The organism is Endozoicomonas sp. Z74 (genome assembly GCF_057680865.1).
In genome coordinates this window covers 1-14,722 of sequence record NZ_JBLYZI010000121.1, presented here as the reverse complement: position 1 = coordinate 14,722, position 14,722 = coordinate 1, and the positions used below count along the sequence as shown (strand labels likewise).

14 protein-coding genes are annotated in these 14,722 nt (G+C 52.9%); 13 read left to right on the top strand and 1 reads right to left on the bottom strand.

Going from position 1 to position 14,722, the window contains the following annotated elements; all coding sequences use genetic code 11:
- Positions 1-96 precede the first annotated feature (96 nt).
- A complete protein-coding gene (locus ACNRUY_RS23055) occupies positions 97-348 on the bottom strand; it encodes a hypothetical protein (RefSeq protein WP_488114015.1) in 252 nt (83 codons plus the stop codon).
- Between the two features lie 74 nt (positions 349-422).
- Between ACNRUY_RS23055 and ACNRUY_RS23050 the strand changes: the two genes are divergently transcribed.
- From ACNRUY_RS23050 to ACNRUY_RS22990, 13 genes are all read left to right on the top strand, one after another.
- The gene (locus ACNRUY_RS23050) at positions 423-1,316 is read left to right on the top strand and encodes a LysR substrate-binding domain-containing protein (RefSeq protein WP_488114014.1); all 894 of its coding nucleotides are present in this window, start codon (positions 423-425) and stop codon (positions 1,314-1,316) included.
- A gap of 596 nt (positions 1,317-1,912) precedes the next feature.
- Positions 1,913-2,338 (top strand): F0F1 ATP synthase subunit I, encoded by a 426-nt coding sequence (locus ACNRUY_RS23045; RefSeq protein ID WP_488114013.1) that lies wholly within the window; start codon positions 1,913-1,915, stop codon positions 2,336-2,338.
- A 95-nt stretch (positions 2,339-2,433) separates the two neighbouring features.
- Positions 2,434-3,315: a F0F1 ATP synthase subunit A gene (atpB, locus tag ACNRUY_RS23040; protein WP_488114012.1), complete on the top strand. Its 882-nt coding sequence runs from the start codon at positions 2,434-2,436 to the stop codon at positions 3,313-3,315.
- A 111-nt stretch (positions 3,316-3,426) separates the two neighbouring features.
- Positions 3,427-3,681: a F0F1 ATP synthase subunit C gene (gene atpE, locus ACNRUY_RS23035; protein WP_488114011.1), complete on the top strand. Its 255-nt coding sequence runs from the start codon at positions 3,427-3,429 to the stop codon at positions 3,679-3,681.
- Positions 3,682-3,828: 147 nt separating this feature from the next.
- On the top strand, positions 3,829-4,299 hold the full coding sequence (locus tag ACNRUY_RS23030; RefSeq protein WP_488114010.1) for a F0F1 ATP synthase subunit B: 471 nt from the start codon (positions 3,829-3,831) through the stop codon (positions 4,297-4,299).
- 26 nt (positions 4,300-4,325) lie between these two features.
- Positions 4,326-4,859 carry a F0F1 ATP synthase subunit delta gene (locus ACNRUY_RS23025; protein WP_488114009.1) on the top strand — a complete coding sequence of 178 codons (534 nt, stop codon included), beginning with the start codon at positions 4,326-4,328 and terminating at the stop codon, positions 4,857-4,859.
- Between the two features lie 172 nt (positions 4,860-5,031).
- Positions 5,032-6,576, top strand: a complete 1,545-nt coding sequence (atpA, locus tag ACNRUY_RS23020; protein ID WP_488114008.1) for a F0F1 ATP synthase subunit alpha — start codon at positions 5,032-5,034, stop codon at positions 6,574-6,576.
- A gap of 86 nt (positions 6,577-6,662) precedes the next feature.
- Complete coding sequence (gene atpG / locus ACNRUY_RS23015; protein WP_488114007.1) at positions 6,663-7,523, top strand: F0F1 ATP synthase subunit gamma; 861 nt, start codon at positions 6,663-6,665, stop codon at positions 7,521-7,523.
- Between the two features lie 24 nt (positions 7,524-7,547).
- The gene (atpD, locus tag ACNRUY_RS23010) at positions 7,548-8,924 is read left to right on the top strand and encodes a F0F1 ATP synthase subunit beta (protein ID WP_488114006.1); all 1,377 of its coding nucleotides are present in this window, start codon (positions 7,548-7,550) and stop codon (positions 8,922-8,924) included.
- Between the two features lie 63 nt (positions 8,925-8,987).
- Positions 8,988-9,413 (top strand): F0F1 ATP synthase subunit epsilon, encoded by a 426-nt coding sequence (locus ACNRUY_RS23005; RefSeq protein WP_488114005.1) that lies wholly within the window; start codon positions 8,988-8,990, stop codon positions 9,411-9,413.
- A 195-nt stretch (positions 9,414-9,608) separates the two neighbouring features.
- A complete protein-coding gene (locus ACNRUY_RS23000; protein WP_488114004.1) occupies positions 9,609-12,986 on the top strand; it encodes a hypothetical protein in 3,378 nt (1,125 codons plus the stop codon).
- 81 nt (positions 12,987-13,067) lie between these two features.
- Positions 13,068-14,306, top strand: coding sequence for a BaiN/RdsA family NAD(P)/FAD-dependent oxidoreductase (locus tag ACNRUY_RS22995; protein ID WP_488114003.1), 1,239 nt, complete (start codon positions 13,068-13,070; stop codon positions 14,304-14,306).
- Between the two features lie 11 nt (positions 14,307-14,317).
- Positions 14,318-14,629 (top strand): hypothetical protein, encoded by a 312-nt coding sequence (locus tag ACNRUY_RS22990; protein WP_488114002.1) that lies wholly within the window; start codon positions 14,318-14,320, stop codon positions 14,627-14,629.
- Positions 14,630-14,722: the final 93 nt, after the last annotated feature.

Below are 14,722 nucleotides of genomic sequence, written 5' to 3'. Positions count from 1 at the left end.
ATCAGTGAGCGAGGAGAATTTGGAAAACAGGGCTTTTGCAGACATCGAAAGACAGGAAAAACCCTGATTATACAGGCTGTTTCTTGATGGCGCTGTTCAATTGGTGATCATGTTTTTGCCCTGATGGCTGCCTGGGTTTGCATATTGTTCATTGGGATTTATACGTTGAAAATGCAAAAAACAAGTTGGCTTTGTCGCTGGAATAGTGGTTTCATCACTGCTTGAGCGCAATATCAGGTACGTTTGTATAGACCAGGTGAAAATATCGTCACCTTGGCAGTGAAAAGCAGCTCCTTTTGCATGGGTAAGAGGAGCTAGGTGCTTTTCTTTGCTATGGGTGCTTGCCATTTCAACAATGGCTGAATGGTTTAACCCTTTCCTTCCTGAGTAGAGTCAACGTAACAGAAACGGGCAGTATATTAATGCATATTACGCTTCGGCAGTTGGAAATTTTCAGGGCAGTGGCTCAATCTGGCCGGGTGACGGGTGCTGCAGAGAGCCTGCACATTTCTCAACCGGCAGCCAGTATGGCGTTGTCGGAGCTGGAGAAGCATCTGGGACCTCTGTTTGATCGTAACCAGGGTGCGGGCCTGAAAATGAACGATTCGGGCCGGGCCCTGTTGCCGAAAGCCTGCGAACTGATTGAGCGGGCGAGGGAGGTAGAAATTCAGTTTGCCCTGGACGGAGTTTATGACGGAGGGTCTCTGGTGATTAATGCCAGCTCGACCATTGGCAACAATCTGCTGCCCAGGGTGCTGGCACAATATCAGGCAGAACACCCTGGTATTCGCACCGAAGTAGAGATTGAGAACACCCGGACCATTGAGCAGCGCCTGCTTGAGTTTAAAATCGACCTGGCCGTTATTGAAGGGACCTGCCTTCACCCGGATATTGAAGTAACCACCTGGCTGGAAGATGAGCTGGTCGTGATCTGCCCCCCAGATCACTCCTTGGCTTCCCGTGAGAATGTTGATCTTTCAATGCTGGCCGATGAGCCATGGGTGTTAAGAGAGCCGGGTTCTGGCACCCGTGAGCTGTTCGATGAGGTGATTGCCAGCCAGCTGGGAACTCCCCGAGTGGGTATGACTCTCAATCGAGCAGAGGCGGTCAAGCAGGCGGTCTGCGACGGTCTGGGCGTTGCCTGTATCTCCAGAATTGCCGCCCGTTCAATGCTCGAGAGCGGCCACCTTGCCACAATTGATGTAGCCGGTTTGAACCTGAAACGGCACTTCTATCTTTTGACCCACAAAAAAAAGTACCACAGCCCTGTTTTTGACAGCCTTTGCCACTTTATTCTTGGCTGGAATGCTATATAGTACGCCGCTGCTTTTTTGTCATTCGCTGTGATTTTCGGTGAAATAATGCCCTTACAGCTGATTGCTCAGGTCGGAATGCGTGGTCTCGGGTGAAGAAAAGTTCACCATGCTGACTGGATCCGGCAGGAACTGTACCCTCTGAGTCATCTGACGCTGTCCACTGTCGTTAAGATGAGTGTGGAATGATGAAAAAACGAGCAGAATTCCCTGTTTTTATGCCAGATGCCTGGCCTGCATGGGTTACAGGGGATGTCGCTACGACGGGTTTTGTTATTACTTTGTGAAATATCAAAATCCCGATAGTGTTTAGGTTGAATATAGGTAATATTACCCATATACTGCGGCCGCCGGGGTGTCAGAAATCACTAAAGAAATAACAGTGTTTAGCATCTTTTAACAAGGCTTTGCATGCTATTCGCACAAAATAGCTGATACCCGCATAGGACAGCTTTTCTGTTCTGGGGAAAAAATGTACACATACGGTGTGTCCGGTAATAAGAGTGACCAGATCGAAAGTTGAGCAAGTTAACAGAGGCAATGCTGAACTGCAGTTAACGGAAAAAATGTCTGAAGTTAAAGCCTGGAAATATAGAGCGATGACGAGCCGTAGTCAGAGGCTGGATGAGCAGGAGCGCCCCTGGTTGCAGCGGCCACCGGTTCACCGTGTTGTTGTTGCCCAGCTTATCGTTACTGCGGTGTTATCTGCCGCACTGTTTCCTCTGGGGTCCACTGTTGCGCTTTCTGCCTGGTTGGGAGGGCTTTGCTGCCTGGTGCCCAATGCTTATTTTATCTGGCGGGCTTTTCGCTTCAGTGGTGCCGGGGCGGCCAAATTGATTACCCGGTCCTTTTACCAGGGAGAAGCAGGCAAGCTGGTATTAACCGCAGTTATGTTCATGTTGACGTTTACTCTGGTAAAACTACTGGAGCCGGTGGCCCTGTTCGGCGCCTTTATTCTTGTTCAGATGGTGAACTGGTTTACACCCCTGCTGGTTGTCCGTCGGCGGCGCAGCTGCCAGCAGTAATGGAAAGCAGGCTGTACTCTTGCTAATCGCAGTTGAAAGTGGGTACAGACTGCTCTCAGGAAAGAAAATGTAATGGATGGTTTACAGGATTAGCCATGGCAAATACTGCTTCTGAATACATACAGCACCACTTGCAGAATTTGACGTATGGTCAACTGCCTGCGGGTTATGAGCGTGTCGATGCTTATGGTCAGCCGCTGGGGGTACTGACTGAACCTACATGGACCATTGCCCAAACGGCAGCAGAAGCCAAGGCGATGGGGTTCTGGGCGATTCACGTGGACAGCATGCTCTGGTCCGTCCTGTTGGGGCTGGTGTTCGTGCTGCTGTTTCGCTCTGTGGCAAAAAAGGCAACCTCCGGTGTTCCCGGAAAGTTGCAAAACGCCATTGAGTGCATCGTTGAGTTTGTGGATACCAGTGTCAAAGAGTCTTTCCATGGCAAAAACCCCATGATTGCGCCATTGGCCCTGACCATTTTTGTCTGGATATTCTTCATGAACCTGATGGATCTGATCCCCGTGGACTGGATTCCGGGCCTGGCCTATTTGCTGGGAGTTCCCTACATGAAGATCGTTCCTTCAACCGATCCTAATATCACCATGGCCATGTCCATCAGTGTCTTTGGGTTGATGCTGTTCTTCTGGATCAAGGTCAAGGGCGTTGGCGGTCTGTTCTCTGACCTGGCCCTGCATCCCTTCTCCAGCAATAATCCGGTATTCAAGGTGATATTGATCCCGGTAAACCTGTTGCTGGAAACCGTATCCCTGATCGCCAAACCCATCTCCCTGGGACTGCGACTGTTCGGCAACATGTATGCCGGTGAATTGATCTTTATTCTGATTGCGCTGGTAGGTTATGCCCAGATGCCTCTGCACTTTGGCTGGGCGGTGCTGCATATCCTGGTAATCACGCTCCAGGCTTACATCTTCATGACACTGACTGTCGTTTATCTAAGCAGTGTTCATGAAGATCACTGAGTGAATAAAAGAAAGGCACCGCCATTGTTTTTCAATCAGAGTGCCTCTGTATAAATTAACGTTAACGAATCATCCATCTCACAACACACGACCGTAAAGTCGGGAGGAAATATGGAACTGGTAGTTGGACTGACTGTAATTAGTGTTGCCATCATGCTGGGCATCGCGGCACTGTCAACGGGAATTGGCTTTGCCCTGCTGGGTGGGAAGTTCCTGGAAGGATGTGCCCGTCAGCCTGAAACAGCTCCGATGCTGCAAACCAAGATGTTCATTGTTGCGGGTCTGCTTGACGCGATTCCAATGATCGCTGTTGGTATTGCCCTGTTCTTCACCTTTGCTAACCCGTTTGTGGCTCTGGTGAACTGACAGCGGACGTTAATGCCCGACCGAGTGCTTTGTTGAGGGCTGCGGACCGCTTCTTCATGAACCTGTCCGCAGTCGTTTGAAAAGAGTGAGCAAAGCCAGACTCTGAATCCGGAGTGAACGACATTAACCGACGCGAGAGGTGTTGGCGTGAATCTAAATGCAACCCTGATCGGTCAGACTATAGCTTTCGCTGTTTTCGTCTGGTTCTGCATGAAATATGTATGGCCACCGCTGGCGCAGGCGCTGAGTGATCGTCAGAAAAAAATAGCCGATGGTCTGGCAGCGGCAAGCCGGGCTGAGCAGGACCTGGAGCTGGCCCAGGAGAAAGCTGGCGAGCGGCTGAGGGAAGCCAAAGCCCAGGCCCAGGAAATTATTGATCAGGCAAACCGCCGTTCGAATCAGATTATCGATGAGGCCAAAGAGCAGGCTCGTGCGGAAGGTGACCGACTGAAAGCGGCTGCTGCAGCGGAAATAGAGCAGGAAACCAACCGTGCCCGTGAAGCCCTGCGTGCCCAGGTGGCCACTCTGGCAATTGCCGGTGCTGAGCGAATCCTGGGTGAGCGATTGGACGAAGCGGCCAACAGCAAGCTGGTCGATGATCTGGCTGCAGAGTTATAGGGGACAGCCATGAGCAGGAGAACATCATGGAACTGACCACATGTGCCCGTCCCTATGCCAAAGCTGCGTTTGAACATGCGCGCAGTGCATCCTCCCTGGGTGAGTGGGAGCAGATGCTGTTGCTGGGAGCCAGTGTCGTCCATCATGAAAAAGTGGCGGATATGCTGAGCAATCCACAGCTCAGTGGTCGCCAGCAGGCTGATGCCTTCATCGGTCTTTGTCAGGACAATCTGGACCGGGAGTTTGAGAACTTTATCCAGGTTTTGTCCGAGCACCGGCGGATCACTCTGCTGCCTGAAATTGCTTCCCTGTATCGGGAGTTGAAGGCAGAAGAGGAGCGTTCCCAGGAAGTGAATGTGACGTCGGCCTTTCCGTTAAGCCAGGAGCAACAGAGCCAGCTGGCAGAGAAAATGGCAGCGCGTCTTGGGCGATCGGTTCGGCTGGTGACTGAAGTGGACAGCAGTATTTTAGGCGGCGTAATCGTCAAGGCAGGCGATCTGGTGATTGATGGCAGCCTTCGTGCCCGGCTGGCAAAGCTGGCCGACGCGATGATTTCCTGAGTAATGAACAGCCATTGAGCGATTAAAAGCCTTTGAGCTATTAAAAGCCATAAGCCACAAAGATACAGTTGTTATCCGGCTTCTGGTTCAGGCGCCCGCAGCGGGTGAAAAGCCAACCGCTATATCAACAACTTGAAACTGTATTTTTGCGGTAAAGTGGGGCAGGTAAGCAATGCAGCAACTGAATCCTTCCGAGATCAGTGACATCATCAAGAGTCGAATCGACCAGCTTGATGTGTCCAGTGAAGCCCAGAATGAGGGCACGATCGTCAGTGTCACGGACGGTATTGTCCGTATTCATGGCCTGGCGGATGTCATGTATGGGGAGATGATCAAATTCCCCGGTAATGTATACGGTATGGCCCTTAACCTGGAGCGTGACTCCGTGGGTGCCGTAGTGCTCGGTGATTACGGTGACCTGGCGGAAGGCCAGACCGTTCATTGCACCGGCCGTATTCTTGAAGTTCCCGTCGGCACAGGCCTGCTGGGCCGTGTCGTTGATGCCCTGGGTAACCCCATTGATGGCAAGGGGCCCATTGAGAGCAGTCAGACCTCTCCCATCGAAAAAGTAGCGCCGGGTGTTATTGCCCGTCAGTCCGTTGATGAGCCGGTACAGACTGGGTATAAGGCCGTGGATTCCATGGTTCCCATTGGTCGTGGCCAGCGTGAGCTGATCATCGGTGACCGTCAGACCGGTAAAACCGCTCTGGCCATTGACGCCATCATTAACCAGAAAGGCACAGGCGTTAAGTGTGTCTATGTGGCGGTAGGGCAGAAGCAGTCCACCATCGCCAACGTGGTGCGCAAGCTGGAAGAGCATGGCGCCATGGAGCACACCATTGTTGTGGCTGCCGGTGCCGCGGATCCCGCTGCCATGCAGTTCCTGGCTCCGTTTGGCGGTTGTTCCATGGGTGAATATTTCCGTGACCGCGGTGAAGATGCCCTGATCGTTTATGATGACCTGACCAAGCAGGCCTGGGCATATCGTCAGATCTCCCTGTTGCTGCGTCGTCCGCCTGGTCGTGAAGCTTACCCCGGTGATGTTTTCTACCTCCACTCCCGTCTGCTTGAGCGTGCTGCCCGGGTTAACGCTGATCATGTGGAAAAACTCACTGACGGTGAAGTGAAAGGCAAAACAGGCTCCCTGACGGCATTGCCGATCATCGAAACCCAGGCCGGTGACGTATCCGCCTTCGTACCCACCAACGTGATTTCTATCACGGACGGTCAGATCTTCCTGGAAACCGACCTGTTCAATGCCGGTATCCGTCCTGCCATGAACGCGGGTGTGTCGGTATCCCGGGTAGGTGGGGCAGCCCAGACCAAGATCATCAAGAAACTCGGCGGTGGTATCCGTCTGGCCCTGGCCCAGTACCGGGAACTCCAGGCCTTCGCCCAGTTCGCTTCTGATCTGGATGAAGCCACCCGCAAACAGCTGGAACACGGGCAGCGTGTCACTGAGCTGATGAAGCAGAAGCAGTACGCGCCAATGTCAGTTGCTGAGATGGGGCTGGTGATTTTTGCTGCTGAAAAAGGGTATCTGGAAGACGTTGCCCTGAACAAGGTTGGGGATTTTGAAGCCGCCCTGGTGAGCTTTGCCAACTCCGAGTTCAGTGAGCTGATGGCACGTATCAATGAAGCCGGTGACTACAACGGCGAGATTGAGGCGGGTCTCAAGGAAGCCATTGAAAAGTTCAAGGCCACCCAGACCTGGTAAGACGCATTGCCGGTTGAGTGCTTCAGGTTGTCAACCGGAGCAAACCGGCAACCGGTCGGCCAAATGCTGGAGGTGAATGACAGAAAATGGCAGGCGCAAAAGAGATACGGACGCAGATATCGTCCATTAAAAGTACGCAGAAAATCACCAGCGCCATGGAGATGGTGGCGGCGAGCAAGATGCGTAAAGCCCAGGAGCGGATGGAAACCAGCCGCCCTTATGCCGAGCGTATCCGCCAGGTGGTGGGGCATGTGGCTCATGCCAATACAGAGTACAAGCACCACTTCATGACAGAGCGTGAAGTGAAGCGGGTCGGCTATATCATTGTATCCACTGACCGGGGTCTGTGTGGTGGCCTGAATATCAACCTGTTCAAGAAAACCGTTGAGAGCATGACCGGGTGGCGGAACCAGGAGGTGGAAATCGACCTCTGCCTGATTGGCAGCAAGGCGGTTTCCTTTTTCCGCAGCTATGGCGGTAATGTGGTGGCAGCACTCACCCATATCGGTGACTCTCCGAACATTGCCGACCTGATCGGTGGTGTGAAGGTGATGCTGGACAGCTATGAAGAAGGCCGTATTGACCGGTTGTTCGTGGTTCACAATAACTTCGTGAATACCATGACCCAGAAGCCTGAAGTCCAGCAGCTGTTGCCTCTGGTACCTGATGACGATGAATCCCTGAACAGACCCTGGGATTATCTCTATGAGCCAGATGCCAAGGAGTTGCTTGATGGTCTGTTGATTCGTTATATCGAGTCCCAGGTGTTTCAGGCGGTGGTTGAGAACAATGCCTGTGAGCAGGCGGCCCGGATGGTTGCCATGAAGAGTGCAACCGATAATGCCGGTAATCTGATCGACGACCTGCAGCTGGTCTACAACAAGGCCCGTCAGGCTGCGATCACACAGGAACTGTCAGAAATTGTCAGTGGCGCAGCGGCTGTATAAAAGATTAAAGGGTGAGGAAAGACTATGAGTAGCGGTCGTATCGTACAAATTATCGGCGCCGTCATCGACGTCGAATTCCCAAGGGACAATGTACCCAAAGTGTATGACGCCCTGAGCGTTGACGGAAAGGAGCTGGTGCTGGAAGTTCAGCAGCAGCTCGGTGATGGCGTGGTTCGCTCCATTGCCATGGGTTCCACCGAGGGTGTTTCCCGTGGGCTGGGTGTTGCCAACTCCGGTGCACCGATTCAGGTACCGGTTGGCACCAAAACGCTTGGCCGGATTATGGACGTACTGGGTAATCCTATTGATGAGAAGGGCCCCATTGGAGAAGAAGAGCGTTCTGCCATTCACCGCAAGGCACCCAGCTATGCGGATCAGGCCGCCACCAACGAACTGCTGGAAACCGGCATCAAGGTGATTGACCTGGTCTGCCCGTTTGCCAAAGGGGGTAAGGTAGGCCTGTTCGGTGGTGCCGGTGTGGGCAAGACCGTCAACATGATGGAGCTGATTCGGAACATCGCCATCGAGCACTCCGGTTACTCGGTGTTTGCCGGAGTGGGTGAGCGGACCCGTGAAGGGAATGACTTCTACCATGAGATGACCGACTCCAACGTTATCGATAAAGTGTCGCTGGTTTACGGTCAGATGAATGAGCCGCCTGGAAACCGTCTGCGGGTAGCCCTGACCGGTTTGACCATGGCCGAGAAATTCCGGGATGAAGGCCGTGACGTACTGCTGTTCATCGACAATATCTACCGTTACACCCTGGCGGGTACTGAGGTATCGGCTCTGCTGGGTCGTATGCCTTCTGCGGTAGGTTACCAGCCGACACTGGCGGAAGAGATGGGTGTACTGCAGGAGCGGATCACCTCCACCAAGACGGGTTCCATCACGTCCATCCAGGCGGTTTATGTACCCGCGGATGACTTGACGGATCCATCCCCTGCAACCACCTTCTCTCACCTGGACGCCACTGTAGTACTGAGTCGTGATATCGCTTCCAAGGGTATCTACCCGGCGATTGACCCCCTGGACTCCACCTCCCGTCAGCTGGATCCTCTGGTCATTGGCCAGGAGCATTACGAAGTGGCTCGTGGCGTGCAGACCGTTCTGCAGCGCTATAAAGAGCTGAAGGACATCATTGCCATTCTGGGTATGGATGAACTGTCTGAAGTGGACAAGCAAACGGTATCCCGTGCCCGTAAGATTGAGCGCTTCCTGTCCCAGCCCTTCTTCGTGGCAGAAGTGTTCACCGGTTCTCCCGGCAAGTATGTGTCTCTGAAGGATACGATCCGGGCCTTCAAGGGCATTCTGGAAGGTGAGTACGACTCTCTGCCTGAGCAGGCCTTCTACATGGTCGGTTCCATAGAGGAAGCGGTTGAGAAAGCTAAGTCCATGTAAGCCGGGCGGCCTTTGTCACAGCAGATAAAGTGATAAAGGCCTTCCCAAAAGGAGGTCACTCAAATGGCAGTCAGCGTACATTGCGACATTGTCAGTGCCGAAGAAGAGATTTTTTCCGGGCTGGTGGAAATGATCATTGCCACCGGTACCCAGGGTGATCTGGGTATTACCCTGGGCCATGCGCCTTTGCTGACTGAGCTGAAGCCCGGTCCGATCCGGCTGGTCACTCAGGCCGGCGGTGAAGAGGTGTTCTATGTCTCCGGTGGTTTTCTGGAGGTACAGCCCAGCCAGGTAAAAATTCTGGCAGATACCGCTTTGCGTGCGGATGATATGAACGAAGCTGCCGCGGCTGAAGCCAAGCGTCAGGCGGAACAGGCTCTGGAAAACCAGAGTGGCGAGTTCGATTACTCCAGGGCAGCTACCCAGCTGGCGGAAGCTGCCGCCCAGCTCAGAACCCTGCAGGCCATTCGCAAGAAGCTGGGCAAATAAACCCAGGTTAGAAAAACGGCACTTTATGCACCCTCAAAACCCTGCTTTTCTGCAGGGTTTTTTTTCATCTACCCTTAATTCATTAGGAACAGAAAAGCGAATAACAATTTAATTATTTATCGCTATTCAGCCACTCAGCACTCCCTCCCTGTTTCATCTTTTCCAGGGGGGATTAACCAGCAGGCACTCAGGGATATGGGCGGAAATGTCAATCAGGCCGGGGGGACAATCACACCGGGTTTTCCGAGCCAGCCTTCCGTCGTCGATAATACCCATCCTGCAGGAAAGTCGTCTGATAAACCCGTCAGGTCTGTTCAATCCGGCTCACAGCTGCCCAAGCCAAAAGGGAAGGCAAAAAAGCGGCGCAGGCTCAGGGACTACTCTGTCAAAAAAGATAATGACTCCACACGACGAAGAAAAGCCAGGGGATTGATCCATCGTCTGGAGAACATGACAGAGAGAGCGGGAGCTGGCAACGTCAGGCAAAGAGCGATGACTCTGAAGGGGGAGCTTCAAAATCTGGACTATGCCATGCGTCGGCTCCGGCAGGAACAGGACGGCCATCCCGCCGGTGCCCGAAAGCTTGCCAACCTGGAGGATGCATCAAAATACCTGAAGCGTCAGGAAGGCAGTCTGACGATATATACCTCAAAAAAGACCGGTGCTGAATTTATTCCCTACGACACCCAGTACGCCATGGAGCTAAAGCCGGGGATGGTGCTTCGTACAACCTATGGTGATGTGCTTAAACAGGGCAGCCAGCTTTATTGCTCCAGCGCGAAGCAACGGTTGAGTGTTGTTGATAACTCTGCGGGTAAAACAGTCGAGATTGTCAGGGATGACTGGCGCTGTGACCAGCCCCTGGCCATTGAAAGAAAATACCTTCAGCATCAGCTGGCCAGATTGAATGAGAAAGTACTGCAACTGGAGGGGCGCCAGGACAAACAGCACTATCCATCCGGTGCGGTCCCAATAGAACCCTTTGAAGACAGAAGCCGTTATCAGCAAGTGCTGTTTGATGACCGCCCGGATATAAGGGTGTTTGTGTCCAGGAATACCGGAAAACAGTATGTGGCATTTGATTTGCACCGCGTGGTTCCTCTCAAGCCGGACAACATCACTTCCACCCGGCACGGGGATATTTGCTGCAGAGAATCTGACTATGTAGTGTCTGGAAAGGGCGAACAGCTGGTTCGAGAGGAAGGGCAGCTGTTTACTGTTGAACTGCCGGATGCTGAGAGTGCTAAAACCCATCCGATGCCCATAGGGAAAGAAAAGCCGAGAAAACAGGCCAGAAAGCTTCCCTCCCCCGAGGTAGACAGAGCCGATCAGGCACCGATTCAGAAAGAGACCATTACCCGTTCCCAGAAGCAGGAAAGAGCGCCTGTCCGGAAGCAGGAGAATGAGGCCCGGAAAGCCCCTGAAAAGCCTCTGCCCAAGGCGGTAAACTCACCGGATCAACCGTCCTCTGGAAAAAAACCTTACTCTCAGGGCCGTGAAGAGGTTAAGGAGCAAGCTCGTCCAATCGCTCATAGTGAACCTTCCCGACCAGCTACGACAAAGCCGCTTCGTCCCCGGCAGGAGCATACTGTTGAAAGACAAAAAGCTAAAGCACCGGAAGCAACCGCTGAGCAAAAAAGCAAAGCGGGCAGTCAGGCTTCAAGAGTGCCGGGTGTAGAGCCGAAAAAGTGGAAGCCAGATGCTGGTAAGAAAGGCTCTCCCCGGGGTGATGGAAGAACACAACAGACGGCTGCGCAACGAACCAAACCTGCTGTTGAAACGCGGCAGAAGAGGGAAGCCGACAAGCTAGCCGTGAAGAGAAAAGCGGTGCAAAGCCCCTCCGACCAGACCCCTCTCAGGCAGAAGAAACCGATGGCGAGGCCTTCAGGCGCCCGCCGGGTTGAAGACTTTGCCAAGTCTGGCTCTCTGAAGAGTACATCCTATAAAGGGTATGAGCATTTTCGCTTTTTTCAGGAAGAGGGTTCAAACCGAAACTACGTTGGCTACGATGATAACTGGGCCGTGCCGCTGGTTCCCGGTCATATAACCTCCACCCGTTATGGGCAGGTTTATCTGTCGGAAGATGGCCAGCCCTGCCTAACTGGCCCGGGAGGGCGCTTTTATGAAAAGAACGGGGAAATCCTTCTGGAAACGCCATCAGAGCCTGCACCAGGGACTCCGGCTGGCAGCATTCCCATAGACCAGATGAACAGCAGCGCCCTGTTCTCTATAAGCAATCTGGAGGGTGAGGATTTAACACTTTTCGCATCGAAAAAAACGGGAAAAACCTATGTTTCCTATGACCAGAAAAGCGCGATTGAATATAAAGAAGGGGAGATCGTTCATACCCGGTTTGGAGACTTCTGCAAAATAAACGATGGCTGCCTTTTGGCTGGAGAAGGCAGTGTATTAATAAAGAGAGATGGAAAAGTCCGTAAGGTAAAAGACGCGCTCCGGGAAACGATTCCCAGACTGAAGAACAAAAAACTGACAGCCAGGGATAAACTGGATCAATTATTCAACAACTACTCTAAAGCCCTTTTTGTGGAGAATGCGGTTGCTCTTGATCGAGGCAGGGTCAGCGAGTTTCTGACAGTCTATGAACAAGCCATCCAGGATGAAGTCAAAGTGAAGGCCTCAAAGGTTCCGGAAAAAAAAGACCGGCGCCTTAAAGCGATCCAGCATTTGAAAGACTTCGTTGGGGGAATAGGTGATCAGGATGAACGGGCCACTGAACTTTTGACCATTGCCTTGCAGTGCGCTGGCCGGCTCAGGGAGCGGAATCTTGTTCAGCAAACCGGCCTTCCCTACTGTGGTGTGTATTCGGTGGCCCAGGCGTGCTGGGCCGCTGAACCGGAGCGTATGGTTTTACACACTCTCGGTCTGGCTCTGGATTTTTATGGTGATGATACTGCGGCGCGGCATCAGGCGTTTCCAGAGAGCTTTGTTCTTGAAGATAAAAATGGCCCAATGGCGGATCAGTTGGTGGTGGCATCGTTCATGCGGGATAAAATAAATCAGAACCAGTCTGGAACGCATTTTGAGGAGGACCAGCTTTTTCTCGATAAGTTTAATATTCCTTATCAGTCCATTCCTTCTCCTCAGGGGCAGCAACAGGCACCGCTGATAGTACAGACATCATTGGAAGAAAAGCGGACAGGGCAGACGAGAGCCAGTAAGGGCCCACAACATACCTTCCAAATGCAAATTGAGCTGCTCAGAAAGTTAGTCCGTGCCACTCAGGCGGGAGCCAGTGTAAGGGCAGCTGCTACGCCCAAATGTGCACAGGCATTAAGCAAGCTGAGTGAACAGTATCAGGCGAAGCAGTCAAGAAAAGCGATCCCCACCGGGGACTTCATGGGCCTGTTGCAGAGCAGCGAGCCTGCTGAAATGGGTCATGCAGTGACCATTGATAAAGTGCAGCTGGCACCGGGTGGCAGGGAAGTCAGCTTAAAGCTGTACACATGGGGCAAATCCTATGAACTGGAGCTGCCCATCGAGCGTCTCAGTGAGGCCTTTGCTTCGGATTGGCATATTATTGGTGATTCAGCCCGACAACCACAGTCGAGTTAACTTTCCTTCCAGTAGAACCCGGGCCTGAGGTTCGCTATAGTTCGCGACAGCCTGTATTTCACCCACTGGACTGACCTTTTTATGCCCCTTACCCAGCCTCTGGAACCTTCCCTGAATTACGATGCCGTTGTTATTGGTGCCGGTGCATCGGGCCTGATGTGCGCATTGACAGCGGGCGACCGTGGCAGAAAGGTTCTGGTGATTGATCATGCCAACAAGATCGGTAAGAAAATTCTGATTTCCGGCGGTGGGCGCTGCAACTATACCAATATGTTCACCGAGCCGGGCAATTACCTGTCCAGCAACCCCCACTTCTGCAAATCGGCCCTGGCGCGCTATACCCAGTGGGATTTCCAGGCGCTGGTGGATAAGCACGGTATTCCCTGGCATGAGAAAACCCTGGGGCAGCTTTTCTGCAACGACCAGTCCCGGGATATTGTCGATATGCTGGTGACGGAGTGCCGCAAAGCCGGTGTGACCGTGCGTCTGAAAACAGAGGTGAAGCAGCTAACCAGGTCCGACCAGGAGGGAAAGAACTGCTTTCAGCTGGAGACCTCTCTTGGGAAAGTGAGCTGTTCTTCTGTGGTTGTGGCGACGGGAGGGTTGTCCTTTCCTACCATGGGAGCAACCGGGCTGGGCTATGAACTGGCAGAGCGGTTTGGTCATACGCTGGTTGAGCGGGCACCCGCCCTTGTCCCCTTCACCATGACAAAGCAATGGTTGCAGCAGTTTGCCGGGCTTGCCGGTGTCAGTGCGGAAGTGATTGTCAGTTGTAATGAGCAAAGCTTTCGGGAAAACCTGCTGTTTACCCACCGGGGAGTCAGTGGACCGGCGATATTACAGATTTCTTCCTATTGGCGTCACGGGGACACCGTGTTGATCAACTGGCTTCCCGGCATCAACGCCGGAGAATGGCTGACCCAGGCAAGAGAAACCAGGCCAAGGGCGGAGTTCCGTACTTTATTGTCGGAAAGGCTGACCCGTCGACTGGCCCAGGCCCTGTGTGAATATGGCAAGTTGAGGCTGTTGACTGACGGTGGGCACAAACCACTGAACCAATTCACCCCCGTGGAGCTGGAAAAGCTGGCTTATGAACTGGAATGCTGGCCACTGATGCCCTCAGGAACCGAGGGCTATCGCAAAGCAGAGGTAACCCTTGGGGGCGTGGCCACCGATGGCATTTCTTCTAAAACCTTTGAAAGCAAGAAACAGCCTGGGCTTTATTTTATTGGCGAGGTTCTGGATGTTACCGGCCATCTGGGCGGTTTTAATTTTCAGTGGGCCTGGGCTTCCGGTTATTGCGCCGGGCTGTATATTTGACAGGAAAAATTATGAAATTTATCAATCGCTGTGTTGTGACACTCAAGCCGAAACCTGAGCTGGTGGAATGGGTCAAAGGGCTGGGTGTTGAGAGGCCGGAGGTCTGGGACTTTGAGGGCGGTGCCTACCTTCTGGATGAACATGAGTCTGAAGAAAGCCTGATGCAGGCCATCAGTGATCAGGCCAGAGCCATGCTGGAAAATGAACTTGCCATCTGGACCGAAGATGAGTCCCGGTGGCCGGAGCAGAGGGATTTTAACGCCCTGAAGCAGTGGTTTGACCTGCACATTATAGTGGACCCCAAAAACTGGACCACTGGCTAAGTTAAGTTTTTCGACTGTATGATGCCCTTTCAAGGAGGGGAAAATGACAGTCAGAAAAAGGAAGCGTCATGCACCTGAATTCAAAGCTCAGGT

Excerpts from the sequence above, each read along its gene's own strand:
- ACNRUY_RS23055 (WP_488114015.1), bottom strand. The coding sequence starts at position 348 with ATGGCAAGCACCCATAGCAAAGAAAAGCACCTAGCTCCTCTTACCCAT.
- ACNRUY_RS23050 (WP_488114014.1), top strand. The coding sequence starts at position 423 with ATGCATATTACGCTTCGGCAGTTGGAAATTTTCAGGGCAGTGGCTCAA.
- ACNRUY_RS23045 (WP_488114013.1), top strand. The coding sequence starts at position 1,913 with ATGACGAGCCGTAGTCAGAGGCTGGATGAGCAGGAGCGCCCCTGGTTG.
- atpB (WP_488114012.1), top strand. The coding sequence starts at position 2,434 with ATGGCAAATACTGCTTCTGAATACATACAGCACCACTTGCAGAATTTG.
- atpE (WP_488114011.1), top strand. The coding sequence starts at position 3,427 with ATGGAACTGGTAGTTGGACTGACTGTAATTAGTGTTGCCATCATGCTG.
- ACNRUY_RS23025 (WP_488114009.1), top strand. The coding sequence starts at position 4,326 with ATGGAACTGACCACATGTGCCCGTCCCTATGCCAAAGCTGCGTTTGAA.
- atpA (WP_488114008.1), top strand. The coding sequence starts at position 5,032 with ATGCAGCAACTGAATCCTTCCGAGATCAGTGACATCATCAAGAGTCGA.
- atpG (WP_488114007.1), top strand. The coding sequence starts at position 6,663 with ATGGCAGGCGCAAAAGAGATACGGACGCAGATATCGTCCATTAAAAGT.
- atpD (WP_488114006.1), top strand. The coding sequence starts at position 7,548 with ATGAGTAGCGGTCGTATCGTACAAATTATCGGCGCCGTCATCGACGTC.
- ACNRUY_RS23005 (WP_488114005.1), top strand. The coding sequence starts at position 8,988 with ATGGCAGTCAGCGTACATTGCGACATTGTCAGTGCCGAAGAAGAGATT.
- ACNRUY_RS23000 (WP_488114004.1), top strand. The coding sequence starts at position 9,609 with ATGGGCGGAAATGTCAATCAGGCCGGGGGGACAATCACACCGGGTTTT.
- ACNRUY_RS22995 (WP_488114003.1), top strand. The coding sequence starts at position 13,068 with ATGCCCCTTACCCAGCCTCTGGAACCTTCCCTGAATTACGATGCCGTT.
- ACNRUY_RS22990 (WP_488114002.1), top strand. The coding sequence starts at position 14,318 with ATGAAATTTATCAATCGCTGTGTTGTGACACTCAAGCCGAAACCTGAG.